25 protein-coding genes and 1 tRNA gene are annotated in these 24,284 nt (G+C 69.1%); 7 read left to right on the top strand and 19 right to left on the bottom strand.

The features are described from left to right. Window positions 1-132: 132 nt before the first annotated feature. A complete protein-coding gene (rsmD, locus tag WG903_RS00765) occupies window positions 133-705 on the top strand; it encodes a 16S rRNA (guanine(966)-N(2))-methyltransferase RsmD (RefSeq protein ID WP_340072265.1) in 573 nt (190 codons plus the stop codon). A 30-nt stretch (window positions 706-735) separates the two neighbouring features. Further along, entirely contained in the window at window positions 736-1,236 is a 501-nt protein-coding gene (gene coaD / locus WG903_RS00760; RefSeq protein ID WP_340072263.1) for a pantetheine-phosphate adenylyltransferase, read from the top strand. A gap of 6 nt (window positions 1,237-1,242) precedes the next feature. On the opposite strand, the gene WG903_RS00755 is transcribed toward coaD, so the two are convergent. From WG903_RS00755 to WG903_RS00720, 8 genes are read right to left on the bottom strand one after another with little or no spacing between them, the layout of a single operon-like run. Further along, on the bottom strand, window positions 1,243-1,947 hold the full coding sequence (locus tag WG903_RS00755) for an alpha/beta fold hydrolase (RefSeq protein ID WP_340072262.1): 705 nt from the start codon (window positions 1,945-1,947) through the stop codon (window positions 1,243-1,245). After that, complete coding sequence (locus WG903_RS00750; RefSeq protein WP_340072261.1) at window positions 1,944-3,140, bottom strand: tetratricopeptide repeat protein; 1,197 nt, start codon at window positions 3,138-3,140, stop codon at window positions 1,944-1,946. Before WG903_RS00750 ends, WG903_RS00755 begins: the two co-directional genes overlap by 4 nt. After that, the gene (locus WG903_RS00745; protein ID WP_340072260.1) at window positions 3,130-4,566 is read right to left on the bottom strand and encodes an amidase; all 1,437 of its coding nucleotides are present in this window, start codon (window positions 4,564-4,566) and stop codon (window positions 3,130-3,132) included. The genes WG903_RS00750 and WG903_RS00745 overlap by 11 nt, the downstream gene beginning before the upstream one ends. Before the next feature lie 13 nt (window positions 4,567-4,579). Next, complete coding sequence (locus WG903_RS00740; protein ID WP_340072259.1) at window positions 4,580-6,067, bottom strand: ABC transporter substrate-binding protein; 1,488 nt, start codon at window positions 6,065-6,067, stop codon at window positions 4,580-4,582. A 34-nt stretch (window positions 6,068-6,101) separates the two neighbouring features. Beyond that, window positions 6,102-6,899 carry an ATP-binding cassette domain-containing protein gene (locus WG903_RS00735; RefSeq protein WP_340072258.1) on the bottom strand — a complete coding sequence of 266 codons (798 nt, stop codon included), beginning with the start codon at window positions 6,897-6,899 and terminating at the stop codon, window positions 6,102-6,104. Beyond that, window positions 6,896-7,885: an ABC transporter ATP-binding protein gene (locus WG903_RS00730; protein ID WP_340072257.1), complete on the bottom strand. Its 990-nt coding sequence runs from the start codon at window positions 7,883-7,885 to the stop codon at window positions 6,896-6,898. Before WG903_RS00730 ends, WG903_RS00735 begins: the two co-directional genes overlap by 4 nt. After that, window positions 7,885-8,706 carry an ABC transporter permease gene (locus WG903_RS00725; RefSeq protein ID WP_445263619.1) on the bottom strand — a complete coding sequence of 274 codons (822 nt, stop codon included), beginning with the start codon at window positions 8,704-8,706 and terminating at the stop codon, window positions 7,885-7,887. Before WG903_RS00725 ends, WG903_RS00730 begins: the two co-directional genes overlap by 1 nt. Continuing rightward, window positions 8,703-9,653, bottom strand: coding sequence for an ABC transporter permease (locus WG903_RS00720; RefSeq protein ID WP_340072256.1), 951 nt, complete (start codon window positions 9,651-9,653; stop codon window positions 8,703-8,705). Before WG903_RS00720 ends, WG903_RS00725 begins: the two co-directional genes overlap by 4 nt. A 24-nt stretch (window positions 9,654-9,677) precedes the next feature. On the opposite strand from WG903_RS00720, the gene WG903_RS00715 reads away from it, so the two are divergent. Then, entirely contained in the window at window positions 9,678-9,998 is a 321-nt protein-coding gene (locus WG903_RS00715; protein ID WP_340072255.1) for a YfhL family 4Fe-4S dicluster ferredoxin, read from the top strand. Here the strand turns inward: WG903_RS00715 and WG903_RS00710 are convergent. The 8 genes from WG903_RS00710 to WG903_RS00675 all read right to left on the bottom strand — a co-directional run bounded on the left by WG903_RS00710 (window position 9,940) and on the right by WG903_RS00675 (window position 15,921). Continuing rightward, the gene (locus WG903_RS00710; protein WP_340072254.1) at window positions 9,940-10,242 is read right to left on the bottom strand and encodes a hypothetical protein; all 303 of its coding nucleotides are present in this window, start codon (window positions 10,240-10,242) and stop codon (window positions 9,940-9,942) included. The genes WG903_RS00715 and WG903_RS00710 overlap by 59 nt on opposite strands. Further along, window positions 10,239-10,853 carry an aminoacyl-tRNA hydrolase gene (gene pth, locus WG903_RS00705; protein ID WP_340072252.1) on the bottom strand — a complete coding sequence of 205 codons (615 nt, stop codon included), beginning with the start codon at window positions 10,851-10,853 and terminating at the stop codon, window positions 10,239-10,241. The genes WG903_RS00710 and pth overlap by 4 nt, the downstream gene beginning before the upstream one ends. Before the next feature lie 78 nt (window positions 10,854-10,931). Beyond that, the gene (locus WG903_RS00700) at window positions 10,932-11,648 is read right to left on the bottom strand and encodes a 50S ribosomal protein L25/general stress protein Ctc (protein ID WP_340072251.1); all 717 of its coding nucleotides are present in this window, start codon (window positions 11,646-11,648) and stop codon (window positions 10,932-10,934) included. A 58-nt stretch (window positions 11,649-11,706) separates the two neighbouring features. Further along, window positions 11,707-12,684 (bottom strand): ribose-phosphate pyrophosphokinase, encoded by a 978-nt coding sequence (locus WG903_RS00695; protein ID WP_340072250.1) that lies wholly within the window; start codon window positions 12,682-12,684, stop codon window positions 11,707-11,709. A gap of 22 nt (window positions 12,685-12,706) precedes the next feature. Further along, window positions 12,707-12,783: transfer RNA gene (locus tag WG903_RS00690), tRNA-Gln, on the bottom strand. A gap of 47 nt (window positions 12,784-12,830) precedes the next feature. After that, window positions 12,831-13,676, bottom strand: coding sequence for a 4-(cytidine 5'-diphospho)-2-C-methyl-D-erythritol kinase (gene ispE, locus WG903_RS00685; RefSeq protein ID WP_340072248.1), 846 nt, complete (start codon window positions 13,674-13,676; stop codon window positions 12,831-12,833). A 2-nt stretch (window positions 13,677-13,678) separates the two neighbouring features. Further along, window positions 13,679-14,179, bottom strand: a complete 501-nt coding sequence (locus WG903_RS00680; protein WP_340072247.1) for a lipoprotein insertase outer membrane protein LolB — start codon at window positions 14,177-14,179, stop codon at window positions 13,679-13,681. Next, the gene (locus tag WG903_RS00675; protein ID WP_340072246.1) at window positions 14,176-15,921 is read right to left on the bottom strand and encodes a tetratricopeptide repeat protein; all 1,746 of its coding nucleotides are present in this window, start codon (window positions 15,919-15,921) and stop codon (window positions 14,176-14,178) included. The genes WG903_RS00680 and WG903_RS00675 overlap by 4 nt, the downstream gene beginning before the upstream one ends. A gap of 23 nt (window positions 15,922-15,944) precedes the next feature. Between WG903_RS00675 and mutM the strand changes: the two genes are divergently transcribed. Genes mutM through mutY form a run of 3 tightly spaced genes read left to right on the top strand, consistent with a single transcriptional unit; the run spans window position 15,945 to window position 19,789 of the window. Further along, window positions 15,945-16,763: a bifunctional DNA-formamidopyrimidine glycosylase/DNA-(apurinic or apyrimidinic site) lyase gene (gene mutM, locus WG903_RS00670; RefSeq protein WP_340072245.1), complete on the top strand. Its 819-nt coding sequence runs from the start codon at window positions 15,945-15,947 to the stop codon at window positions 16,761-16,763. Between the two features lie 48 nt (window positions 16,764-16,811). Next, entirely contained in the window at window positions 16,812-18,767 is a 1,956-nt protein-coding gene (locus WG903_RS00665) for a dynamin family protein (protein WP_340072244.1), read from the top strand. After that, window positions 18,764-19,789 carry an A/G-specific adenine glycosylase gene (gene mutY, locus WG903_RS00660; RefSeq protein WP_340072243.1) on the top strand — a complete coding sequence of 342 codons (1,026 nt, stop codon included), beginning with the start codon at window positions 18,764-18,766 and terminating at the stop codon, window positions 19,787-19,789. Before WG903_RS00665 ends, mutY begins: the two co-directional genes overlap by 4 nt. Here mutY and rapZ read toward each other — a convergent pair. Genes rapZ through WG903_RS00645 form a run of 3 tightly spaced genes read right to left on the bottom strand, consistent with a single transcriptional unit; the run spans window position 19,786 to window position 23,202 of the window. Beyond that, on the bottom strand, window positions 19,786-20,655 hold the full coding sequence (rapZ, locus tag WG903_RS00655; protein WP_340072242.1) for an RNase adapter RapZ: 870 nt from the start codon (window positions 20,653-20,655) through the stop codon (window positions 19,786-19,788). The genes mutY and rapZ overlap by 4 nt on opposite strands. Beyond that, the gene (gene recN / locus WG903_RS00650; protein WP_340072241.1) at window positions 20,652-22,304 is read right to left on the bottom strand and encodes a DNA repair protein RecN; all 1,653 of its coding nucleotides are present in this window, start codon (window positions 22,302-22,304) and stop codon (window positions 20,652-20,654) included. The genes rapZ and recN overlap by 4 nt, the downstream gene beginning before the upstream one ends. 1 nt (window position 22,305) lies before the next feature. Further along, window positions 22,306-23,202 (bottom strand): NAD kinase, encoded by an 897-nt coding sequence (locus tag WG903_RS00645; RefSeq protein WP_340072240.1) that lies wholly within the window; start codon window positions 23,200-23,202, stop codon window positions 22,306-22,308. A gap of 54 nt (window positions 23,203-23,256) precedes the next feature. Here WG903_RS00645 and hrcA point away from each other — a divergent pair, with 54 nt between their 5' ends. After that, window positions 23,257-24,264 (top strand): heat-inducible transcriptional repressor HrcA, encoded by a 1,008-nt coding sequence (gene hrcA / locus WG903_RS00640; RefSeq protein WP_340078177.1) that lies wholly within the window; start codon window positions 23,257-23,259, stop codon window positions 24,262-24,264. Window positions 24,265-24,284: the final 20 nt, after the last annotated feature.

Below are 24,284 nucleotides of genomic sequence, written 5' to 3'. Positions count from 1 at the left end.
TTCCTAGGATTGCATCCATCGCTGTCACACGATCGGCGCTCGCGAGGGTGCTGTCTCTCTCTCCCAAAAAAGCCGGGGCGTCCCAAAAGGGCGACCCCGGCTTCATTTTGGGCGGGCGCTTACAGTGCGCGGATGCCCAGACAACCCGCCCCGCCGCGCGAGGTCCGCATCATCGGCGGCCAGTGGAAGCGCACCAAGCTGCCCGTGCGCGACAAGCCCGGCCTGCGCCCCACGCCCGACCGCGTCCGTGAAACGCTCTTCAACTGGCTGGGCCAGGACCTCACCGGCTGGCGCTGCATCGACGCCTTCGCGGGCACCGGGGCGCTGGGCTTCGAGGCGGCGTCACGCGGTGCGGCGCAGGTGGTCGTCGTCGAACAGGATGGCGAGCTGGTGGAGCTGCTGCGGGCGCTGAAGGCGAAGCTCGCGGCCGAAGCGATCGACGTGCGCCGCGCCAACGGCCTGTCGGTGCTGGCCTCCGCGACGGAAGGCAGCATCGACGCCGTCTTCCTCGATCCGCCGTTCGACGCGGGCCTGTGGGACAAGGCGCTGCGCAGCGCCGCGCCCGTGCTGGCGCCGGAAGGCCGCATCTACCTCGAAGCGCCCGATGCGTGGGACGACGCGAAGCTGGCGCCCTACGGCTTGGCGCTCGAGCGCCACATGAAGGCCGGGGCGGTGCACGCGCACCTGTTGCGGCGGGCTGCATAATGCAGCGCAGCAATGGCGCGAGGAGACACCATGAGCCAGCCCGTGATCGCCGTCTACCCCGGCACCTTCGACCCCATGACCTTGGGGCATGAGGATGTCATCCGGCGGGCCACGCAGCTTTTCTCCAAGGTGATCGTCGCGGTGGCCGCCGGCCACCACAAGAAGGCGATGTTCACGCTGTCCGAGCGCATCGACATGGCCCGCGAGGTGGCCAGCCAGTTCAAGGGCGTGGAGGTCGACAGCTTCTCGGGCCTGATGCGCGACTTCGTCGTGGCCCGCGGCGCCAAGGCCATGGTGCGCGGCCTGCGCGCCGTCACCGACTTCGACTACGAGTTCCAGCTGGCCGGCATGAACCGCAGCCTGATGCCCGACGTCGAAACGGTCTTCCTCACGCCCAGCGACAAGTACCAGTTCATCAGCAGCACCTTCGTGCGCGAGATCGCCGTGCTGGGCGGCGAGGTCGACAAGTTCGTCTCGCCCGGCATCCAGCAGCGCCTCATGGAAAAGGTGCGCAGCCTCGGCGGCAACTAATTGGGGTCAGATTCCAATTTCCCGCAGCCACGCCGCTAGCCGGGCGTTCACTTCCTGCGGCCGCTCCATCGTGAGCATGTGCCCGCAGCGCGGCACGACGTGCAACTGCGCTTGCGGTGCAAGCCCCGCGATCTCCCGCCCGCAATCGGGCGGCACCAGTTGGTCCGAATCGCCGTGCATCACGAGCACCGGGCAATTGACGTACGGCAGGTGCAAGCGCGCATCGGGCCGCGAGATCACGGCGCGGTTCTGGCGGACCAGTTGGTCCGCGCCCGCGCGCAGCACGAACTCCAGGTAGTCCCGCGCGATCGACGGGTCCTGCACGTGGTCGGGGTGGAAGGCGAAGCCCACGTTGGGCTCGATCACCTCGCGCAGGCGCCCCTGCCCGAACAGCGTGATCGCGTTCTCGCGCACCTGGCGCATGCCCTCGTTCTCCGGCTGGGCGCTCGTGCCGAGCAGCGCCAGCGCCGCGACGCGTTCCGGCGCTTGCCGCGCGGCTTCCATCGCGACCATGCCGCCCATCGAGGCGCCCACCAGCACCAGCCGGCCCGGCACCTCCGCCAGCAGGGCCGATGCCATGTCCGGGATCGAGCCGTGCCGCATGTGCACGTCCGTGACGACTGGCTGCCATGCCGACAAGGCCTCCAGCTGCGAGCGCCACATCACGCGGTCGCCGGCCAGCCCCGGCACGAGCACGAGCTGCGCCTTCATCGTGCGCGCGCGAGGGCGTCGCGATGGACGCGCGTGAAGAGGTCGCGCTGCGCATGGCTGCCGCCGATCTCGGCCATGCGTGGCAGCGCGCGCCCCAGTTGGTCGGCTGCGCGCGACCAGTCCCCGCGCGCATGCGCGAGCATCCCGCGCGCGGCGGGCACGGCGACGTCGCGCCACACCCGGGGTGCGCCTTCAGCATGCCGCTCGATGTTGCGCATCAGCACGTCGGCTTCAGCCCGACCCGCGCGCGCCAGCCCATAGAGATACTGCACGTCGAGGAAGGGCAGCACATGGTCCGCCACGCGCGGCGCCAGGTGAGTGGCGACGTCCTGCCAGCGCGCACCGACATCGCCGCCCGCCAGCTCGACGCGCGCGAGCAGCGACACCGCGTTGACCTGGTCCTGCGAGTAGTCCTTGGCGACGCCCCACACCTGCGCGTCGTAGACACGCAGGACTTCGTCGAGTTCACCGAGTTCGATCAGGAACAGCGCCTGGTGCCACCAGTTGTGCGTCACCATGAACGAGTTCAGCCCCGTCCAGGTGTCGCTCACCGACGCCATGAAGTCGCGGCCTTCGCCGTTGCGGCCCTGCGTGAGCATCACGTGCGCCAGCGCATGGTGGGCCCAGGGCTCCTTGCGGCGCATGGCAATGGCACGCCGAGCGCTCGCCTCCGCTTCGGCCAGCCGATGGCACTGCTCGTAGCCGAAGGCCAGCATGCCGTGGAAGAAGGGCACGTCCGCCGCCGCAGCCTCGACGGCCTGGGCGATCCGCAGCATGCCTTCGGAGTCACCGCCGTTGAACAGGTGGTACTGCCCCAATTTCACCGAAGGCAGGTCGCGCGGGAATTCGCGTGCCTGTTCCTCGTGCAGGGCGATGGCGCGCGGGATGTCGCTCTGCACCCAGGCATCGACGGCGGCGATGAAGCGCTGCTCGCGCGGCGTCGCTTCAGCTGCGTGGGCCTTCGCGCGATCGAGAAACGGCCGCGCGTTGGCGGGCGCATCGGGCGTCTCCGCGAACATGTGCACCGCCGCGGCATACGCCTGCACGATGGGGCTGTCGTCCCGGTCCGCGATGCCGAGGACGTTCACCGCCCGCGCCTCGCTGGCGATGAAGCCCTCCACGAAGTCGTCCACCGCGCCGCGGCTGCCTTCGTCGCGCAGCGTGACGCGGTTGCCCAGGACGTCAGTCGACATGGGCCGTGCTCTTGGACGGCGGTTGCGGCCACGGGCGCTGCTCGCCCCGGATGATCTCGAAGGCGCGCGCCACCTGCAGCACGCCCAGGTCGTCGAAGCGCGCGCCCGCGATCTGCAGGCCGATCGGCAGGCCGCTCGCGGTGTAGCCGCAGTTGATCGACGCCGCCGGCTGCTCCGACATGTTGTACGGCACGGTGAAGCCGATGTGCTCCAGCGAGCGCATCGGGTCGTTGGTCGGCGACGCGTGTTCCGCCGGATACGCAGGCACCGGCGCCGTCGGCGAGATCACGCAGTCGAACGCGCTGCACGCCGCCACCGTGCGCACACGCGTCAGGTGGAACTGGCTGTAGCCCTTGAACACCGCCTCGCCGCTCATGTTCGCCGCGCTGTCGCCCCACTGCTGGATGTAGGGCAGCACGCGCGCCTTGCGCTCGGGCGGCAGCGCCTTCATGTCCACGTACGAGCGCATGCGCCAGAACCAGTCCATGCCTTCCAGCATCGCCTGCGTCATGAAGGGTTTCATCGGCGTGACGATCGCGCCCGCGCGCTCGAAGAGCTGCGCGGCCTGCGCGACGGACTTGCGCACTTCGGGTTCGACCGCCAGGCCGCAACCCGCTTCGAGCAGCAGCCCGATGCGAAGGCCCTTGAGCTTGTCCGCGCCGCGGTCGAAGCTGCCCCAGGCGATGTCCTGGTACGGCAGGTTCATGCTGTCGCGCGCATCCGGCCTCGACAAGACCTGCATGAACCACGCGGCGTCTTCCACCGTGCGTGTCATCGGCCCCGCGGCGCGCCCCATGTAAGGCGGGTCGATCGGGATGCGGCCGAGGCTGGGCTTGAGCGTGAAGATGCCGCACCAGCCCGCGGGCAACCGCAGCGAGCCGCCGATGTCGCTCCCCACGTGCAGGGGCCCGTAGCCGGCCGCCACCGCCGCGGCCGCACCCGCGCTGGAACCGCCGGGCGTCTTCGCGAGGTCCCACGGGTTGCGCGACAGCGCATGGAAGCTCGAGAGCCCCGAGGACAACATCCCGTAGTCGGGCATGGTGGTCTTGGCGACCATGACGCCGCCCGATTCGCGCACGCGCGCGGCGGGCGGCGCATCGGCAACAGCGGGCGCGAGCTCCGTCGCCGCCGTTCCCAGCGGCACCGGGTCGCCCTGCGTGGCGATGTTTTCCTTGATCGTGAGCGGCACGCCGTCGATGGGGCCCAGCGGCGCGCCCTTCATCCAGCGTGCCTCGCTCGCGCGCGCCTGCTGCAGCGCCAGCTCGGGCCGCAGCAGGTACAGCGCCCGGATGTGGGGCTCCCACAGCTCGACGTGGCCGAGCACGGATTGCGTGACCTCCACCGGCGACAGCTCGCGCCGGCGGTAGGCGTCGACGAGCGCGGGGGCGCTCAGCTCGTGCAGCGCACGAGGGTACTGCCTGGACATCGTGGCTTCCCGCTCAAGCCCAGGAGATCGCGGCCAGGTCGTTGCAGAAGATCGGCATGTCCTTCCACAGGCCCTTGACCTCCTTGCGCGCGACGGTCGGGAACTGCGGCTGGTACATGTAGCCGTTGGCCGCGTCCTGCGCGAGCAGGCGCTGCACCTCGCCGAGGTACTTGGCGCGCTCGGCCGCGTTGCCGGTCGACTTGACCTTGTTGTAGGCCTCGCTGAACTTCGGGTTGGCGTAGCCCCAGTAGTAGTCCGGCTTGGCGTAGTTGCCCAGGTCGAAGGGCTCCACGTGCGAGATGATGGTCAGGTCGTAGTTGTGCGGGCCGCCGAAGGTGTTGGACAGCCACTGCGCCCACTCGACGTTCTGCACCTTGACGGTGATGCCCACCTTGGCCAGCTGCGCCACGATGAACTCGCCGCCCTGGCGCGCGTAGGCGGGCGGGGGCAGCGTCATCGTCAGCTCCAGCGGCGTCTTCACGCCGGCTTCGGCCAGCAGCCGCTTGGCCTTCTCGGGGTCGTAGGGGTTGACCGACGTCGTGTCGACGAAGCCTTCCGCGCCCGGCACGTAGTGGCTGCCGATGGGCGTGCCGAAGCCGTCGGCCGCGGCCTCGATGAAGGCCTTGCGGTCGATGGCCGCGAGGATGGCGCGGCGCACACGCACGTCGTCCAGCGGCTTGTGCTTGTTGTTGATCGACACGATGGTCTTGGCGCGCGAGCCGCCCAGGTACACCTGGTACTGCGGGTTGTTGCGAAACTGCGCGACGGCGCGCGTGGCGATGCGGGGGAAGGCGTCGACGTCACCCGACAGCACGGAGGCGGCTTGTGCAGCCGGGTCGGAGATGAAGCGGAACGTGACGCGGCGCAGCTTGGCGTGCGAAGGGCTGCGGTAGCCGTCCCACTTGGTCAGCACCGCCGACGAGCCTCTGGTCCAGTTCTCCAGCCGGTAGGGTCCGGTGCCCACGGGCTTGGTGGCATTGGTCTCCGCGCTCTTGGGCTCGACGATGATGGCCGTGGCCTGCCCGAGCAGGAAAGGCAGGTCGGGGTCGATCTCCTTGTTCAGCAGCACCACGGTGTTGTCGTCGACGACCTGCGCGGACAGGTTGGCGAAGGTGCGCTTGTCCTTGTTGGTGCTCTTCTCGCCGCCCGCGCGGTCGAACGAGAACTTCACCGCCTGCGCGTTGAACGGCTCGCCGTTCTGGAACTTCACGCCCTTGCGCAGCTTGAAGGTGTAGGTCTTGAGGTCGGGCGAGACCTCCCAGCTTTCGGCCAGCAGCGGCGTGACCTTGCCGTCGGAGTTGATCTTGGTGAGCGTCTCGAAGACGTTGTACAGGACGATCTCGGCGATGGCCGAGGCCGCGCCGGCGGTGGGGTCCAGGCCCGGCGGCTCCAGCGCCATCGCCATCACGATCGAATCCTTGCTCTTCTGGGCGAAGGCGGGCAGGGCCAGCGGCAGGGTGGAGGCGGCGGCGCTGGCCAGGACGGTTCTTCGTTTCATCATGATCCTCATCTCCAAGGTGGGGTGCGCCGCCATCTTATTCCGGCGGCTCGGCTTGCGGAACGGCCTCGAGCAGGGCGCGGGTATAGGGATGACGAGCATGCGCGAACAGCTCGCCCGGCGGCCCCTGCTCGACGATCACGCCCTCGCGCAGCACCGCCACCTCGTCGCACAGGTGCTGCACCACGGCCAGGTCGTGGCTGATCAACATGTAGGTCACGCCGAACTCGGCCTGCAGGTCCTGCATCAGGTTGAGTACTTGCGCCTGCACCGACACGTCCAGCGCACTCACCGGCTCGTCGGCCACGATCAGGCGCGGGCGCGTGACGAGCGCCCGGGCGATGGCGATGCGCTGGCGCTGGCCGCCGGAGAACTCGTGCGGGAACTTGGCCAGGTCGGTGGCACGCAGCCCGACCGACTCCAGCACCTTCGCGGCTCGGTCGTGCTGCTCGCTGCGCGGCGCGCCTTGGGCCGCCAGCGGCTCGCTGACGATGCGGCCGATCGGCTGGCGCGGGTCGAGCGAGCCGTACGGGTCCTGGAAGACCATCTGGAAGTCGCGCCGCGCCGCGCGCAGTTCCTCGCGGGGCAGGCGATGCAGGTCGCGGCCCAGCATCTTCACGCTGCCGGAGGTGGGCGCGTCCAGCGCCATGACGATGCGCGCGAGGGTGGACTTGCCCGAGCCCGATTCGCCGACGATGCCCAGGCTGCGGCCGGCATGCAGCGTGAAGCTCACGCCGCGCAGCGCGTGCACCTTCGGCGGCGGGGCGCTGAGCTTTTCGCGCGGCAGCGTGTAGTCGCGCACCAGGTTCTCGACTTCGAGCAGGGGTGCGTTCATGCGGCCTGCTTCTTGAAGTCGGCAACGGCATCCAGGCGGATGCAGCGCGCGTGGTGCCCGGGGTGGACTTCCACCGGCGGCGGCACCGTGGCGCGGCACTCGGGAATCGTGAAGCGGCAGCGGCCCGCGAAAGGGCATCCCGGCGGCAGGTCCGCGAGCTCGGGCACCGTGCCCGGGATGGTCACCAGCCGCTGGCCCTTGGGCGTGCGCAGCCCCGGCCGCGCGCCGAACAGGCCCAGCGTGTACGGGTGCATGCGGTCGGCGAAGACCGAACGGGTGGTCCCGTCTTCCACGCCGCTGCCGCCATACATCACCAGCATGCGGCGCACGTTCTGCGCGATCACGCCCAGGTCGTGCGAGATCAGGATCAGGCCCATGCCGCGCTCGGCGACCAGGCCGGAGATCAATTCCAGGATCTGCTTCTGGATGGTGACGTCCAGTGCCGTCGTCGGCTCGTCGGCGATGAGCAGCGCGGGCTCGCACGCCAGGGCCATCGCGATGGTGATGCGCTGGCGCTGGCCGCCGGAGAACTGGTGCGGGTAGGCGTCGATGCGGCGCGCGGCATCGGGGATGCCGACGCGGTCGAGCAGGGCAATGACCTTCTCGCGCGCCTGCGCCCCCGACAGGCCGCGGTGCAGCCGCAGGGGCTCGGCCACCTGCTTGCCCACGGTGTGCACGGGGTTCAGCGCCGTCATCGGCTCCTGGAAGATCATCCCGATGCGGTCGCCGCGGATCTGGCCCATCTGGGAATCGCTCTTGGTCAGCAGCTCCTCGCCTGCCAGGCGGATGCTCCCTTCGACCTGCGCGCCCTCGGGCAACAGGCCCATCAGCGCCATGGCCGTCATCGACTTGCCGCAGCCCGATTCCCCGACGATGCCCAGCGTGTCGCCCTTGTCCAGCGTGAAGCTCACGTCGCGCACGGCGCGCGCCGGGCCGCGGTGCGTCTGCAGCGTGATCGTCAGGTGCTCGACTTCGAGGAGTGCCATCAGCGCTTCCTCGCCAGCTTGGGATCGAAGATGTCGCGCAGGCCGTCGCCCAGCAGGTTCAGGCCCAGCACCGCCAGGGCGATGGCGACGCCGGGGTAGACCGCGAGCAGCGGCGACTGGAACATCAGCGTCTGCGCCTCCGACAGCATGCGCCCCCACGAGGGCTGCGGCGGCTGCGTGCCCAAGCCCAAGTACGACAAGGCGGCCTCCGCGAGGATGGCGATCGCGAAGCGGATGGTCGCCTGCACGATCAGCACCGACGCGATGTTGGGCAGCACGTGCTCCATCGTGATCGCGAAGGACCCCTTGCCGCAAGCACGCGCGGCCAGCACGAACTCCCGCGTCCAGATAGCGTTGGCCGACGCGCGCGTGATGCGCGCGAAGGTCGGGATGTTGTAGATGCCGATGGCGACGATCGCGTTGACCATGCCGGGGCCGAAAGCGGCCGTGAGCATGATGGCCGACAGGATCGCGGGAAAGGCGAAGCCGAAGTCGGCGATGCGCATGATGATTTCTTCCCACCAGCCGCGCCGGGCGGAGGCGAGCAGGCCGAAGGCCGTGCCGATCACCAGGCCGATGCCCACCGCGATCACGCCGACGGCGATCGATGCTCGCGCCCCGACGAGCAGCAGCGAGGCGACGTCGCGCCCGTATGCATCGGTGCCGAACCAGTGCGCGGCGCTCGGGCCCTGCAGCTTGGCGGTGATGTCGACCTCGTAGGGCGAGTGCGGCGTCCACACGAACGACAGCGCCGCCGCCAGCGCGAGGAGCAGGCTCAGCACGGCGCCGATCGCGAAGCTGCGGTGGGCGAAGGGCTTCAGATGTCGCTCGCCTTCACGCGCGGGTCGATGGCCGCGTACAGCACGTCGACGATGAAGTTCACGGTCACGACCATCGCCGCCAGCAGCATCACGCAGTTGCGCACCACGATCAGGTCCCGGTTGGAGATCGACTGGAAGATCAGGCGCCCGAGGCCCGGCAGGTAGAACACGCTTTCCACCACGATGGTGCCCGCCAGCAGCTCGGCGAACTGCAGGCCCATCACCGTGATCACGGGGATCATCGCGTTGCGCAGCACGTGGCCCCACAGCGTGCGCGTGCGCGACGCGCCCTTGGCGCGCGCGGTGCGCACGAAGTCCTCGCGCGACACCTCGAGCACCGCCGATCGCGTGATGCGGGCAAGGATCGCGGACTGCACCACGGCGAGCGAAAGCGCCGGCAGCAACAGGGCCTTGATTCCCGAGAGGATGCCTTCGCTCCAGCCCGGGAAGCCGCCGGCCGAGAACCACTTCAGGTGTACCGAGAACAGCAGGATCAACAGGATCGCGAACCAGAAGTTCGGGATGGCGATGCCGACCTGCGACGCCGCCATCACGCCGACGTCGCCCGCCTTGTTGTGGCGGGACGCTGCGTAGATGCCGGCCGACAGCGCGATGACGGACGTGAGCGCCATCGCCATGATGGCCAGCGGCACGGTGAGCGCCAGGCGCTCCCAGACCAGTTCCGACACGGGCGAGCTGTACGCATAGCTCAGCCCGAGGTCGCCGTGCAAAAGTCCCGTGATCCAGTGCCAGTAGCGTTCGGCGGCGGGGCGGTCCAGGCCGAGCTTCTCGGCCAGCGCCCGCACCGCGTCGGGCGATGCGTCCGGCCCCATGAGGATCTGCGCCGCGTTGCCAGGCAGCACCTCCAGCACCCAGAAGACCACGAGGGACGCGCCAACCAGCGTCGCAATCAGGGTGATCAGGCGCTTGGCGAGGAAGACGCTCATGGCGCGGTGGATAATGCCAGAACCATGGCATTGATGATCACCGACGAGTGCATCAACTGCGACGTGTGCGAGCCCGAGTGCCCCAACCAGGCGATCTTCCTGGGGCCCGAGATCTACCAGATCGACCCGCACAAGTGCACGGAATGCGTCGGCCACTTCGACGAACCGCAGTGCGTCCAGGTGTGCCCGGTCGACTGCATCCCGATCGACCCCGCGCACACGGAAGCGCGCGAGACCCTGTGGCAGAAGTACCGGCGGCTGACGGCGCAGGCGGGAGAAGCCGCGCCTAGCCCTTCTTCTGCTTCTCTTTCGCCTTCTTCCCCGAACCCGGAACGGCCGCTGTAAAGGTCTCGGGCTTCTTCGCCTTCGCTTCTTCCTTCTTCGGCTCTTCCTTCGGGATGTACACGGCCACCGGCTTGGCGTCTTCCTTCAGCCGCGCCTTCTCCATCGCATCGGCCAGCTTCGCGTCGCGCTTGGCGTTGTCGCGCGCCTGCCTGGCCTCGGCGGCCGTGGGCGTGTAGCCCAGGGACTGCGCGCCGGCCGCGCCGGCGATCGCGCACAGCGCGACGGCAAGCATTTGTCGTTTCATGGTGTTCCCCCCTCCGGTTTCGGCGGCTTCGGCCGCGGCGGTTTGCTGGTGTGAATGAGCAGCGTGGCCTTCTCCATCTCGCCGGCCATCAGCGCGGGGAAGGCCTTGAGCGTGCGCGCGACGCATTCCTCGATGGCCGTGCGCTGTTCCGGCGCCGGCTTCTTCAGCACCCAGTTCGCGACCTCGTTCTTGTCGCCCGGGTGGCCGATGCCGATGCGCAGGCGCCAGTAGTCGCCGGTGCCCAGCTGCGCGTGGATGTCGCGCAGGCCGTTGTGGCCCGCGTGGCCCCCGCCCAGCTTCAGCTTGGCCTGGCCCGGCGCGATGTCCAGCTCGTCGTGCACCACGAGGATCTCCTCGGGCTGGATCTTGTAGAAGCGCGCCAGCGCCGCGACCGAGCGGCCGGAAACGTTCATGAAGGTCTGCGGCTCCAGCAGCCACACCGTGTGGCCGTGCACGTTGGCCCGTGCGACCAGGCCGTGGTAGCCCTTGTCGGTGACCAGCGGCGCCTTCAGCTCGCGTGACAGCGCGTCGACCCACCAGAACCCGGCGTTGTGGCGGGTGTATTCGTACTCGGGGCCGGGATTTCCCAGGCCGACGAAGAGCTTGATCATGGGCGTGATTATCGAGGCGGCGCCGGAATGAAAACGGCCCACCGAGGTGGGCCGTGCACGCATTTCCTGTGAGGGAAATTACTTCTTCTTCTTGTCGTCCTTCGCGGGGGCCTTGGCATCGGCCTTGGCGTCCTTGGCGGGCGCCTTGGCATCGGCCTTCGCATCCGCGGCGGCCGGAACCGCGGCGGCAGCGGGGGCGCCCTCGACGGCGGCAGCGGCTTCGGTCGGCTCTTCGCCGCCCACCACCGCCACGGACACCACGACCGGGTCCTTCTTGCCGTGCGTCACGGCGGTCACGCCCTTGGGCAGCTTCACCTCGCTCAGGTGCAGCGAGATGCCCTTCTTCATGCCGGACAGGTCCACCTCGATGAACTCGGGCAGGTCGGCCGGGAAGCAGGAGATGTCCACTTCGGACATCACGTGGTTGACCACGCAGTTCTCGAACTTGACGGCCTGCGACTCCTCGGCCTTCACGAAGTGGAACGGCACCTTCATGTGCAGCTTGGTCTTGGCGTCCACGCGCTGGAAGTCCACGTGCACGATCTGCGGCTTGTAGGGGTGGTACTGCACGTCACGCAGCAGCACCTTGGCTTCCTTGCCCGCCAGTTCCATGTCCAGGATGGTGGAGTGGAAGGCTTCCTTCTTCAGGGCGTGCCACAGCGCGTTGTGATCGAGCTCGATCAGCTGCGGCTGGCCGTTGCCACCGTACACGATGCCCGGCGCGCGGCCGGTGTTGCGAAGACGGCGGCTCGCACCCGTCCCCTGCTTGTTGCGCTCGAAAGCGACGAATTTCATTTCTCTCTCCAGTCAATGGGGCGACCGCCGCGACCAGCGTGAAGCCCCGTTCAAAAACTCAGAACAGGTCGACCTGCTCCGAGAACAAACTCATCACCGACTCGCCCTTGGCGATGCGCTGGATCGTCTCGGCGATCAGCGGCGCCACGGTGAGCTGGCGGATCCGGCTGCAGGCGCGCGCGGCGTCCGACAGCGGGATCGTGTTGGTGACCACGACTTCGTCCAGGGCCGTGCCCTTGGACAGGCGCTCGATGGCCGGGCCCGAGAACACGGGGTGCGTGCAATACGCGTACACGTGCTTGGCGCCGCGCTCCTTGAGCACCTCGGCCGCCTTCACCAGCGTGCCGGCGGTGTCGATCATGTCGTCCATGATCACGCAGTTGCGGCCGTCGATCTCGCCGATCACGTGCATCACTTCCGACACGTTCGCCTTGGGGCGGCGCTTGTCGATGATCGCGAGGTCCGTGCCCAGCTGCTTGGCCAGCGCCCGGGCGCGCACCACGCCGCCGACGTCGGGCGACACCACGATCAGGTCGTCGTACTTCTTGCTGCGCACATCGGACAGCAGCACCGGCGACGCGTAGATGTTGTCCACCGGGATGTCGAAGAAGCCCTGGATCTGGTCGGCGTGCAGGTCCATGGTCAGCACGCGGTCCACGCCCACGGTCTGCAGCAGGTTTGCCACCACCTTGGCCGAGATCGGCACGCGCGAAGAGCGCGGGCGGCGGTCCTGGCGGGCGTAGCCGAAATACGGGATGACGGCGCTGATCCGCTCGGCCGAGGCGCGCTTGAGCGCATCGACCATGACCAGCAGTTCCATCAGGTTCTCGTTGGTCGGCGCGCAGGTGGACTGCACCACGAACACGTCGCGGGCGCGCACGTTCTGGTTGATCTCGACCGTGACTTCACCGTCCGAGAACCGGCCCACGGTGGCCGCGCCCAGCGAAATGCCCAGGTGTCCGGCAATCTCCGCGGCGAGCGCGGGATTGGCGTTACCTGTGAACACCATGAAATCGGGGTGCTGTTGGACCTGCATCGGGCGGCGTGTTCAAAAAATTTGGCAGGGGAGGAAGGACTCGAACCCTCGAATGCCGGAATCAAAATCCGGTGCCTTAACCAACTTGGCGACTCCCCTACACAGGAGACCGGCTCAGAAACTCTCTATTCGTCAGCCGGACACCGTTAATCGTCGCTGGAAGCCCACCCGGCCAGGGGATGGGCGACCATGTTGCTGCATTCCCGTACCGCCCATCCTGCGGGCGCCTGGTCCAAGTGCCTGTCCGGCGCCATCGGCGCGAAAACCGCACTGCCCGAACCGGTCATGCGGCCCTGGAACCCCTGCGAGCCCAGCCATTGGAAGGCTTTCGCGACATCGGGACACAGCGCCTGCGCAACCGGCTGCAGGTCGTTCGCGCCGAACGCAAACGGGTTTGCAGCAAAGCCCGAGATTATAGCAGCGGGGCTCGTTCGCTTGAGCTGGGGGTGGCCGAAGATGGCCGCCGTGGAGACGCCGGCCGGGGGTTTGGCGACCGCAAAACGGGCCGCCGGCAGCTCGATGGGCGTGAGTTTTTCCCCGGTTCCCTCCACCCAGGCGTTGTGCCCGCCAACGAAGAAGGGCACGTCGGCGCCGATCTTCTCGCCGATGGCCGCCAGTTGTGCCCGGTTGAAGTTCGTTTGCCAGAGGCGGTTCAAGGCCAGCAAGGTGGTGGCAGCGTCCGAGGAGCCGCCGCCCATCCCGGCCTCGGCCGGGATGCGCTTTTCGATGGCGATGTGGGCGCCGAGCCGGGTCCCCGAGGCCGCCTGCAGCGCGCGGGCCGCTTTCAGCACCAGGTCGTCGGCGGGCAAGGGCGTTGCCAGGTCCTCTCGTGACAGGCCCCCGCCGTCGCGCAATTCGAAGTGCAGCGTGTCGCACCAATCCACCAGCATGAACGCCGACTGCAGCAGGTGCATGCCGTCCTCGCGCCGGCCCAGCACGTGCAGGAAGAGGTTGAGCTTGGCGGGCGCGGGGACGTCGTGGAGCGAGCGCAATTTCAGCGCTCCAGCAGGACGCGCAGGTCGGCCTGGGGCTGCGGGTCGGTTCGCACCGCCCTGAGGCGGCCTTGTGCGAGCTGCGTCAGGTCCGGCTGCCAGCCCGGCACGGGCGTGGCGACGCCGCGCAGCCAGTCGAACAGCGCCGCGACCGGGATGGAAGTGCCCGCCACCTGCGTCACCAGCGCTTCCAGCGATTCGTATTCGGTGGTGCGCGAGCTCGACCGCAAGGTGGCCTTGCCCGGCTGCCATTGCAGGAGGCCCAGCGTGCCGCCCAGCGGCGAGAGCAATTCAAGCTCGCCTCGCTGCGGGTTGCCTTTCAGCTCGAAGCCCGCCGCGAAGGATTCGTTCGGCTTGTCCTGCACGGTCAGCGCCAGGCGCCCGGCCCAGGGCCCCATTTCGGCCGTCGCTTCGGCCGGGGGCTTGGGCGCCGTCGCGCAAGCCGACAGCAGCAAGGCAAGGAGCGCCGCGCCGGCGGCGCGCCAGGGGGCGTGCAATTTCATGGCTTGACGCGCAGGCGCTTGAGTGTCTCCTGCAGCGTGTCGTTGTCGCTGTTCATCAGGAGGCCTTCCTTCCACACGCTGTGTGCGCGGTCGCGCTGGCCCATGCTCCACAGCACCTCGCCCAGGTGCGCGGCGATGTCGGCGTCGGGCCTTTGCTTGTACGCGCCTTCGAGGATGCGCAGCGCTTCCGGCTTGTTGCCCAAGCGGAACTCGACCCAGCCCAGGCTGTCGGTGATGAACGGGTCGTTGGGCGCATAGGTCAGCGCCTTCTGGATCAACTCCTTCGCCTCCGGCAGGCGCACGTTGCGCTCGGCGAACGAGTAGCCCAGCGCGTTGTACGCGTGGTGGTAGTCGGGCTTTTCCGCGATCACCCGGCGCAGCAGCTTCTCCATCACGCCCAGGTCGCCCATCTTCTCGGCGATCATGGCCTGGTCGTAGGCGAGGTCGGCGTCGAAGGGCTGCTTGGCCGCGGCTTCGGCGAGCACGGCGTACGCGGCCTTGTACTGCTTGGCGTCGCGCAGCAGCTGCACCTCGGCCAGCATCTTCTGGCGCGCGTCGCCGGGCTCGCGCTCGGGCAGCTGGCGGATCAACTTGCGGCCTTCCTCCAATTTGCCCTGCCGCGCGAGCAGCGACGCGCGGCGCTGCTGCGCGGCGATCAGGTCCTGCGGGTTTTCGATGCGGTCCAGGTACGCGTTGGCCAGCGCGAAGTCCTTGCGCTTTTCGGCGATGCGCGACAGGCCCATGTAGGCCTGCGCTTCGGTGCCGCGGCGGTCGTCGCCCTGGCCCGGCTGCGCCTTGGCCAGCTCGAGGAAGCGCTTGTACGAGGCCTCGGCCGCGGCGTCCTGGTTGTCCTGCAGCTGCAGCAGGCCTTGCACGAGCCAGGCCTCCGCGTAGTCGGGCCTTTGCGCGGTGACCAGCTGGATCTGCTGCGACGCCTCGCTGTAGCGCTGCGTGTCCACCAGCACGCGCGCATAAGCCATGCGCAGCTCCGGCAGCGGGCGTTGCGCGAGGTAGCGCTTGAACTGCTCCTCGGCCTCGGGCCGCTTGGGGTCCATCAGCTCCAGCGCCAGGAGCGCGGGCCCTTCGGATTCGGGGCTCACCGCCTGCGCCTTGCGCACGGCTTCGATGGCGCCGGCGGTGTCCGTCGCGGCCAGGCGAAGGCGGCCCACCGCCGTCCAGCCCGCGGCGGCCGTGTCCTTCTGCTGCAGCACGTCGGCCAGGCCTTGCTCGACGGCGGCCGCAGCCGCCTTCTTGTCCGGCGCCCGCGAGTACAGGCGCGGCAGGGCGGCCAGCACGGGGTTGCGCTCGGCCGCCGGGGCGAGGGCGATCTCCGCACGCAGGGGCTCGATGCTCTCCGGCAGGCGGTTCAGCGCCACCAGGATCTGCAACACGTAGCGATTGGCTTCGCGCGACTGGGGGAACGCCTGCTTCCACGCACGCGCCGCCTGCAGCGCGGCATCGCCGGAGCGCGCCTGGAACGCGACCTCCACCGCGCGCTGGTACAGCTGCGGGTCGTTGGTGCGCCGGGCGGCTTCGAGGATGAGCGAGATGCCGAGGTTGGCTTCGCCGGTGCGCGCGCTGATCTCGCCGACCAGCAGCTCGTAGAACAGCTGCGCATTCAGGGGCGTGGGCTGCGGCGGCCCCTTGGGCTTGTCTTCGTCGTCGTCGTCGGCCGCGTAGGCGGGCACGAGGCATGCCATGCAGGCGGCCAGCGCCAGGGCAGCCAGTGGGAAACGCTTCATCGGATCATGATAATCCCGCTGCAATGCCCGAACTGCCCGAGGTCGAAGTCACGCGCCAGAGCTTTGCCGAGCGGATCGCCGGCGCGACGATCCGCGCCGTGCGCACCTCGGGCAAGGCGCTGCGCTGGCCGCTGGGAATCGACCCGCAGCAGCTGGCGGGCCGGCGCGTGTTACAGGTTCGCCGCCGCGGCAAGTGGCTGCTCGTCGACCTGGACGAAGGCGTGCTGCTCATGCACCTGGGCATGTCGGGCAGCCTGGCCTTCGCGAGCGAGCACCCCGGCCCCGGCACGCACGACCACTTCGACCTGGTGACCACGCGCGGCACGCTGCGCCTGAACGACCCGCGCCGTTTCGGTGCGGTGGTCTACGCGCCGCACGAAGCCGCGCCCGAAGGCGAGAAGATGCTCGGCCGCCTGGGCGTGGAGCCGCTGTCGCCGGACTTCGACGCGCTGCGTTTCCACGAGGCGCTGCGCCAGCGCAAGGCGCCGATCAAGCAGGTACTGCTGGCCGGCGACATCGTCGTTGGCGTGGGCAACATCTACGCCTCCGAGGCGCTCTTCCTCGCCGGCATCCGCCCGACGCTGGCGGCGTCGAAGATCAGCCGGCCGCGCGCGGCGAAGCTGCGCGAGGCCATCCGTGAAGTCCTCACGCGAGCGGTGCAAAAAGGCGGCAGCACCTTGCGCGACTTCTCGAATGCCCGGGGCGAAGCGGGCTACTTCCAGCTCGAGGCCATGGTGTACGACCGCGCCGGCGAACCGTGCCGCGTGTGCGGCACGCCCATCAAAAGTATTCGCCAGGGCCAGAGGGCAACGTACTACTGCCCGCACTGCCAGAAATCCTGAGCACTTAAGAAATCCGGGTGCCATAATGGTTTGGCGCAGGGGACAGCAGTGAAATCCTTCAACGAGAAATTCGACCAGCACGCGGCCTGGCGCCGCGAGTTTGCGCTGCGCCTCAAACTCCTCGCGGAGTGGCTGAAGGACCACGAGCTGCTCGACGCCGCCGTCGAAGAGCGCCTGCGCCGCCTGCAGAACCAGGTGAAGTCGGACAAGGTGATGGTCGCCTTCGTCGCCGAGTTCTCGCGCGGCAAGTCCGAGTTGATCAACGCGATCTTCTTCGCCGGCTACAAGCGCCGCATCATGCCCGCCAGCGCCGGCCGCACCACGATGTGCCCGACCGAGCTGGGCTACGACAGCGAGGTGCCGCCCTGCCTGCGCCTGCTGCCGATCGAAACGCGCCTGCAGCCGCAGGCGCTGATGGAATGGCGCGCGGTGCCCGAGAAGTGGACGCGCATCGACCTGGACGTGAACGACCCCGCGCAGCTCGCGCAGGCCTTCGAGAAGGTCGCCGAGGTGCGGCACGTGACCAAGGACGAAGCCAAGGCGCTGGGCTTCTGGCACGAGGACCGCCCGCAGGACAACCCGATGGTCAACGCGGAAGGCATGGTGGAAGTGCCGCGCTGGCGCCATGCGCTGATCAACATCGCGCACCCGCTGCTCAAGCAGGGCCTCGTCATCCTCGACACGCCGGGCCTCAACGCGATCGGCGCCGAGCCCGAGCTCACGGTCAACCTGATCCCGCAGGCGCATGCGGTGGTGTTCATCCTCGCCGCCGACACCGGCGTCACGAAGTCAGACCTCGCCATCTGGCGCGAGCACCTGATCACCGAGGCCGACAACGTCGAGTCGCGCCTGGTCGTGCTGAACAAGATCGACACGATGTGGGACCAGCTGTCGACGCCCGAGCAGATCCAGGCCCAGATCGACAAGCAGCGCGCCACGTCGGCCGAGATCCTCGAGCTGCCGGCGACGCAGGTCATCCCCGTGTCCGCGCAGAAGGGCCTGCTCGCGAAGGTCACGCACGACGCACCGCTGCTCGAGCGCAGCCAGCTCCCCGTCCTCGAGAAGGCGCTGGGCCTGGGCGTGATGGGCCAGCGCCAGCGCATCCTGCGCTCGGCCGTGGGCACCGGCATCACCGAGCTGCGCTCCGAAGCCGGGCGCGCCATCAACATCCGCCGCCGCGACCTCGCCGAGCAGATGCTCGAGCTGAAGGGCCTGCGCGGCAAGAACACCTCGGTCATCAAGCACATGCGCTCGCGCATCGAGCAGGAGCAGCGCGACTTCGACGTGAGCGGCGCGCGCATCCACGCCGTGCGCTCGGTGCACACCAAGCTGCTGCGCGACGTGTTCACGCTGCTGGGCACCAGCACGCTCAAGACCGAGATGGCCGAGCTGACGGCCGCGCTGCGCCAGCCCGGCATCAAGCTGGGCGTGAAGAAGGCCTACGGCACCACCTTCGAGCGCCTGCGCCAGGGCCTGCAGAAGGCGCAGGCCACCAGCGCCGAGATCCAGTCGATGCTGACCGGCACCTTCCGCCAGCTGAACGCCGAGTACGGCTTCTCGCTGCAGGCGCCGAGGGAGCCCGAGCTGGCCCGTTACGAGCGCGACCTCGACCTGGTCGAGCGCAGCCACCTGCAGTACCTGGGCATGTCCAATGCGCTGCGCCTGGCGCAGCCCGAGTTCGCCGACCGCCTGGTGCGCGCGCTGGCCACGCGCCTGCGTGTCGTCTACGAATCGGCGCTGGGCGAAGTGGAGCTGTGGAACAAGTCCGCGGCCGCGCAGCTCGACGCGCAGTTGCGCGAGCGCCGCCGCAACTTCGGCCGGCGCCTGGAAGCCATCGAGCGCATCCAGCACGCCGCCAGCGGCCTGGACGAGCGCATCGCCGAGATCGAGCAGCAGGAAGCCGCGCTCGACGCGCTGGACCTGAAGCTGACCGAGCTCACGGACCACCTGGTCCACATCCCCGAGCCCACGCTCGACACCCAGCCCGCCGCGCTCGCGGCATGAAGCCTTCCGTGGAAGGTTTCGCCGGCCGCATCGTGCGCTGGCAGCAAAGCCATGGGCGCCACGCGCTGCCGTGGCAGGGCACGCGCGATGCGTATCGCGTGTGGCTGTCCGAAGTCATGCTGCAGCAGACGCAGGTGGCCACCGTGCTGGCCTACTACGAGCGGTTCACCGCGCGGTTCGCCGGTGTACGCGCGCTGGCCGCAGCGGACGAGGACGAGGTGCTGGCACTGTGGAGCGGCTTGGGCTACTACAGCCGCGCGCGCAACCTGCACCGCTGCGCGCAGGAAGTCGTTGCACGGTTCGGCGGAGAATTCCCGCGCACCGCTGCGGAACTGGAAACGCTGCCCGGCATCGGCCGCTCGACCGCCGCGGCCATCGCGGCCTTCTGCTTCGGCGAACGCGTCGCGATCCTCGACGGCAACGTCAAGCGCGTGCTCGCGCGGGTGCTGGCGTTCGATGGCGACCTGGCGAACGCGAAGGCGGTGAACGAACTCTGGTCGCGCGCCGAAGCGTTGCTGCCGGCGAGCGAGGCGATGCCGCGCTACACGCAGGGGCTGATGGACCTGGGCGCCACCGTGTGCCTGCCGCGCAACCCTTCATGCCTGGTGTGCCCCGCGCAAGACGTGTGCGGCGCACGGCTGCGCGGCAACCCGGAAGACTTCCCCGTCAAGACGAAGAAGCTCAAGCGCACGGCGCAGTCGCTGTGGCTGCTGCGTGCCCACGCGAGCGACGGCGCCGTGTGGCTGCACAAGCGACCCGCGCCCGGCGTGTGGGCGGGCCTGTACTGCCTGCCGGTGTTCGACAGCCGCGAAGCGCTGGAAGAAGCCTTGCCCGCCGGCAGCGAAGCCAGCGACGGCGCGGCCTTCAAGCACGTGCTGACGCACAAGGACCTGCACCTGCACCCGGTGGAAGTGCGCCTGCCGCGCAAGCGCAAATTGCAAGGCGAGGGCGACTGGTTCGGCGCGCAGCAGTGGCCGGCCCTGGGCCTGCCTGCGCCTATCCGCAAGCTGCTGGACGGCTAGGCGTCGAGCTCGCGGTGGCGCTTGAGCGTCACCCACTTGGCGCCGAAGTCGGCGGCCAGCTTTTCGACGAGGTAGACCGAGCGGTGCTGCCCGCCGGTGCAGCCGATGCCCACGGTGACGTAGCTGCGGTGGTCGCGCGCCAGCGGCTCCAGCCAATGCTCGAGGAACTTGCGAATCTGCCCGTACATCTCGCGCACGTCGGCGTGCTGCTCGAGGTAGGCGACCACGGGCGCGTCGCGGCCGGTGAGGGCCTTGAGCTGCGGCTCGTAATGCGGGTTGGGCAGCATGCGCACGTCGAAGATGTAGTCCGCATCCACCGGGATGCCGCGCTTGAACGCGAAGGACTCGAACACCAGCGTGAGGCGCGAGGCCGGCGCCGACAGCAGCGACTTCACGTGCGCCTGCAGCTGCGCGTTACGGATCTGGCTGGTGTCGATGACGTGCGCGTGCTCGCGCAGGTCGGAGAGCAACTCGCGCTCCAGCTCGATCGCGTCGACCAGCGCGTGCTGCTGGTCCAGCGCGGCCTGGCCCGAATCGCCCGACAGCGGGTGGCGGCGGCGCGTCTCGGAGAAGCGGCGCACCAGCGTCTCGGTGGTGGCGTCCAGGAACAGAGGCCGCACGTGGACACCTTGCGCGGAAAGGTCGCGCAGCAACTGCGGCACCAGCGGCAGCGACGAGCGGCTTCGCACGTCCATGGCGATGGCCACGCGGCCCGCGCTGCTCTTCTGCTCCAGCGTGACGAACTGCGACAGCAGCTCGGGCGGCAGGTTGTCCACGCAGTAGTAGCCGGCGTCCTCCAGCGCGCGCAGCGCCACCGACTTGCCGGAGCCCGACATGCCGGTGATGAGGACGAGCTCCAGGCTCATGACTTGGCGCCCGAAAGCATTTCCTTGGCGTGCGCGAGCGTGGTGCCCGACAGGCGCTCGCCGCCCAGCATGCGCGCGATCTCGGCCACGCGGTGTTCGCCGTTCACGGGGGCCACGCTGCTGGACGGGCCTTTGGCATCGCTTTGCTTGGCGACGACGAGGTGATGGTCGGCGCAGGACGCGACCTGCGGCAGGTGCGTCACGGCCAGCACCTGCCGGTCGCGGCCCAGTTGCTTCATCAGCCTGCCCACCGTCTCCGCGACCGCGCCACCCACACCGGCATCGACCTCGTCGAAGATCAGCGTCTGCGCCGTGCCGAGGCGGCTGGTGGTGACGGCGATGGCCAGCGCGATGCGCGAGAGCTCGCCGCCCGACGCCACCTTGCCCACCGGGCGCGGCGTGCTGCCGGCGTGGCCGGCGACGAGGAAGGCGACTTCCTCCATCCCGCTTTGCTGCGGCTCGGCGAGTGCCTGCAACTGGACCTCGAAGCGGCCGCCTTGCATGCCCAGGCCTTGCATCGCGGCCGTGACGGCCTTGGCCAGTTGCGGCGCCGCCTTGGCGCGCGCCTTCGACACCGCGCGCGCTTCGTTCACGTACGCCTCGTGCGCCTTCTTCTCCGTCGCTTCCAAACCCGCGAGGTCGGCGGCGGCATCGAGCCGCGCAAGTTCTTCCTTCCACGACGCCAGCTGCGCGGGCAGCTCCGCCGGCGTGCGGCGGAAGCGGCGCGCGAGCGACAGCCACAGCGACATGCGTTCGTCGAGCTCGGCGAGCCGCTGCGGGTCAAGCTCCGTCTTGCGCAGATACGCATGCAGCGAATGCGCGGCGTCTTCCAGCTGCGCGAGCGAAGAGGCCAGCACTTCGCCGATCTCGCGGAACTGCGGCTCGACGTGCTCCTGTGCGCCCAATAGAGACTGCGCGTGCGCCAGCGAGCGCGTGGCGCCGCCTTCATCGCCCTCCAGCGCATCGATCGCGCCTTGCGCGGCTTCGAGCAGCGACTGCGCGTTGGCCAGCCGCGTGTGGCTGGTGTTCAATGCATCCCACTCGTCCGCACCCGGCGCGAGCTTGTCCACCTCGCCGATTTGCCAGGCCAGGCGCTCGCGCTCGCGCGTCAGCGTCTCCTGCGCGGCGCGCGCATCGGCCAGCGTCTTGCCGGCCGTGCGCCACTTGTGCCATGCGTCGCGCAGCAGCTGCGTATCGAGCGCCGCGTAGCCGTCCAGCAGCTGGCGCACCGCGTCGGCGCGCGTGAGGCTTTGCCACGCATGCTGGCCGTGGATGTCCACCAGGCTGTCGGCGAGCTCGCGCAGTTGCGTGGCGGTGGCAGGGCTGCCGTTGATCCACGCGCGGCTCTTGCCCTGGTTGTCGATGCTGCGGCGGACCAGCAGCGCGTCTTCCTTGTCGAAGCCGGCTTCCTCGAGCCACGGCGCGAGCGCAGCGGGCATGTCGAATTCCGCCGTGATCTCCGCCCGCACCGCGCCTTCGCGCACAACCGCCGCCTCCGCCCGCGAGCCCAGCGCGAGCTGCAGCGCGTCGACCAGGATGGACTTGCCCGCCCCCGTTTCGCCCGTCAGCACGGAAAAGCCGCCGTCGAGCTCCAGCTCGAGCTCTCGCACGATCACGAAATCGCGCAGCGCGATGCGCCTGAGCGCCATATCAGGAGTGCCCCTCGTTCCAGTGCAATTTCTTGCGCAGCGTATCGAAGTAGGTCCAGCCGCGCGGGTGAAGGAAGCGCACGCGATGCTGTGACCTCTTCACCGTGATGCGGTCGCCCAGCAGCAGCGAAGCCAGCGACTGCATGTCGAAATTGGCGCTGGCGTCGCGGCCCGAGACCAGCTCGATCGTCACCTCGGCCGCCTCGGGCAGCACGAGGGGCCGGTTGGACAAGGTGTGCGGCGCGATCGGCACCAGCACCCAGCCCGGGTTGGCGGGGTGGATCAGCGGCCCGCCCGCCGACAGCGCGTAAGCCGTGGACCCCGTGGGCGAGGCGACGATCAGGCCGTCGGCGCGCTGGTTGGCCACGAAATGCCCGTCGACCTCCACGCGCAGTTCCACCATGCCCGAGGTGGCGCCGCGGTTGACCACCACGTCGTTCATCGCCGTGGCCTCGAACACGGTGCGGCCGTCCCGCACCACGCTGGCTTCCATGACCGTGCGGTGGTCTTCCTCGTACTGCCCCGCCAGCATGGGGCCCAGCGCCTCGCGGAAGTTGCCGAGCGGGATGTCCGTGATGAAGCCCAGCCTGCCCTGGTTGATGCCGATGAGCGGCAGGCCGTACCGGGCGATGCGCCGGCCCATGCCGAGCATGGTGCCGTCGCCACCGACCACCAGCACCAGGTCGCACTGCTTGCCGATGGTGGGCACGTCCGCCGACGCGTAGCCCGAGATGCCGGACGCGAGGGCCGTCTCTTGCTCCAGCATCACCTCGCAGCCTTGCGAGGCGAGATACTCCGCCACGTCTGTCAGTGCGGCCAGCGCCGAGCCGCCCCCCGGCCCGGACGCCGTGGTCTGGTACTTGCCCACCAGGGCAACGTTGCGGAAGGTGGAGGCCATTGACGCAAATTACAGCATCAAACGCCACGTCCTGCTGGATAAAATGACATGCATATGCTCGACGACCGCGCCAAGCTGTTGCTCAAGGCCCTGATCGAGCGGTACATCGCCGACGGCCAGCCCATTGGCTCGCGCACCCTGTCGCGCGCCTCGGGGCTGGACCTGTCGCCGGCGACCATCCGCAACGTGATGGCCGACCTGGAGGAACTGGGCCTCATCGCCAGCCCCCACACCTCGGCGGGCCGCGTGCCCACGGCCCGCGGCTACCGCCTGTTCGTCGACACCATGCTCACGGCCCGGCGCGAGGACTTCGGCGCCAAGGCGCCCGAGCTGCCGCACGACCAGCCCCAGCGCGTCATCGCGCACGCGGCGCAGCTGCTGTCGAACATGTCGCAGTTCGTCGGCGTGGTGATGGCGCCGCGCCGCGCGTCGGTGTTCCACCACATCGAGTTCCTGCGCCTGTCGGAGCGCCGCTTCCTCGTCATCATCGTGTCGCCCGACGGCGACGTGCAGAACCGCGTGGTGTTCACCGCGCACGACTACACGCAGTCGCAGCTGGTCGAAGCCGCCAACTTCCTCAACGCCAACTATTCGGGCAAGACGATCGAGGCGGTGCGCGAGCACCTCAAGGGCGAGGTCGACAAGCTGCGCGGCGAGATCGCCGACCTGATGCAGACGGCCGTGCAGGCCAGCAGCGAGGCGCTGCGCGAACAGGACGAGGTGGTGATCTCCGGCGAGCGCAACCTGCTGGCGGTGAGCGACTTCTCGCAGGACATGGGCCACCTGCGCCGCGCCTTCGAGCTGTTCGAGCAGAAGACGCAGCTGATGCGCCTGCTGGACATCTCCGAGCAGGCCGCGGGCGTGCGCATCTTCATCGGCGGCGAAAGCCAGGTGGTGCCCATCGAGGAGCTGAGCATCGTCAGCGCGCCGTACCAGGTCGACGGCCAGGTCGTCGGCACGCTGGGCGTCATAGGCCCCACGCGCATGCCCTACGACCGAATGATCCAGATCGTGGACATCACGAGCAAGCTGGTGAGCAATGCGCTGAGCCATAACAAGTGACATCGCGAGCCCCGCGAGCG

The organism is Ramlibacter sp. PS4R-6 (assembly GCF_037572775.1).
Lineage (GTDB): Bacteria > Pseudomonadota > Gammaproteobacteria > Burkholderiales > Burkholderiaceae_C > Ramlibacter.
This window is presented reverse-complemented; position numbering and strand designations above follow the sequence as displayed.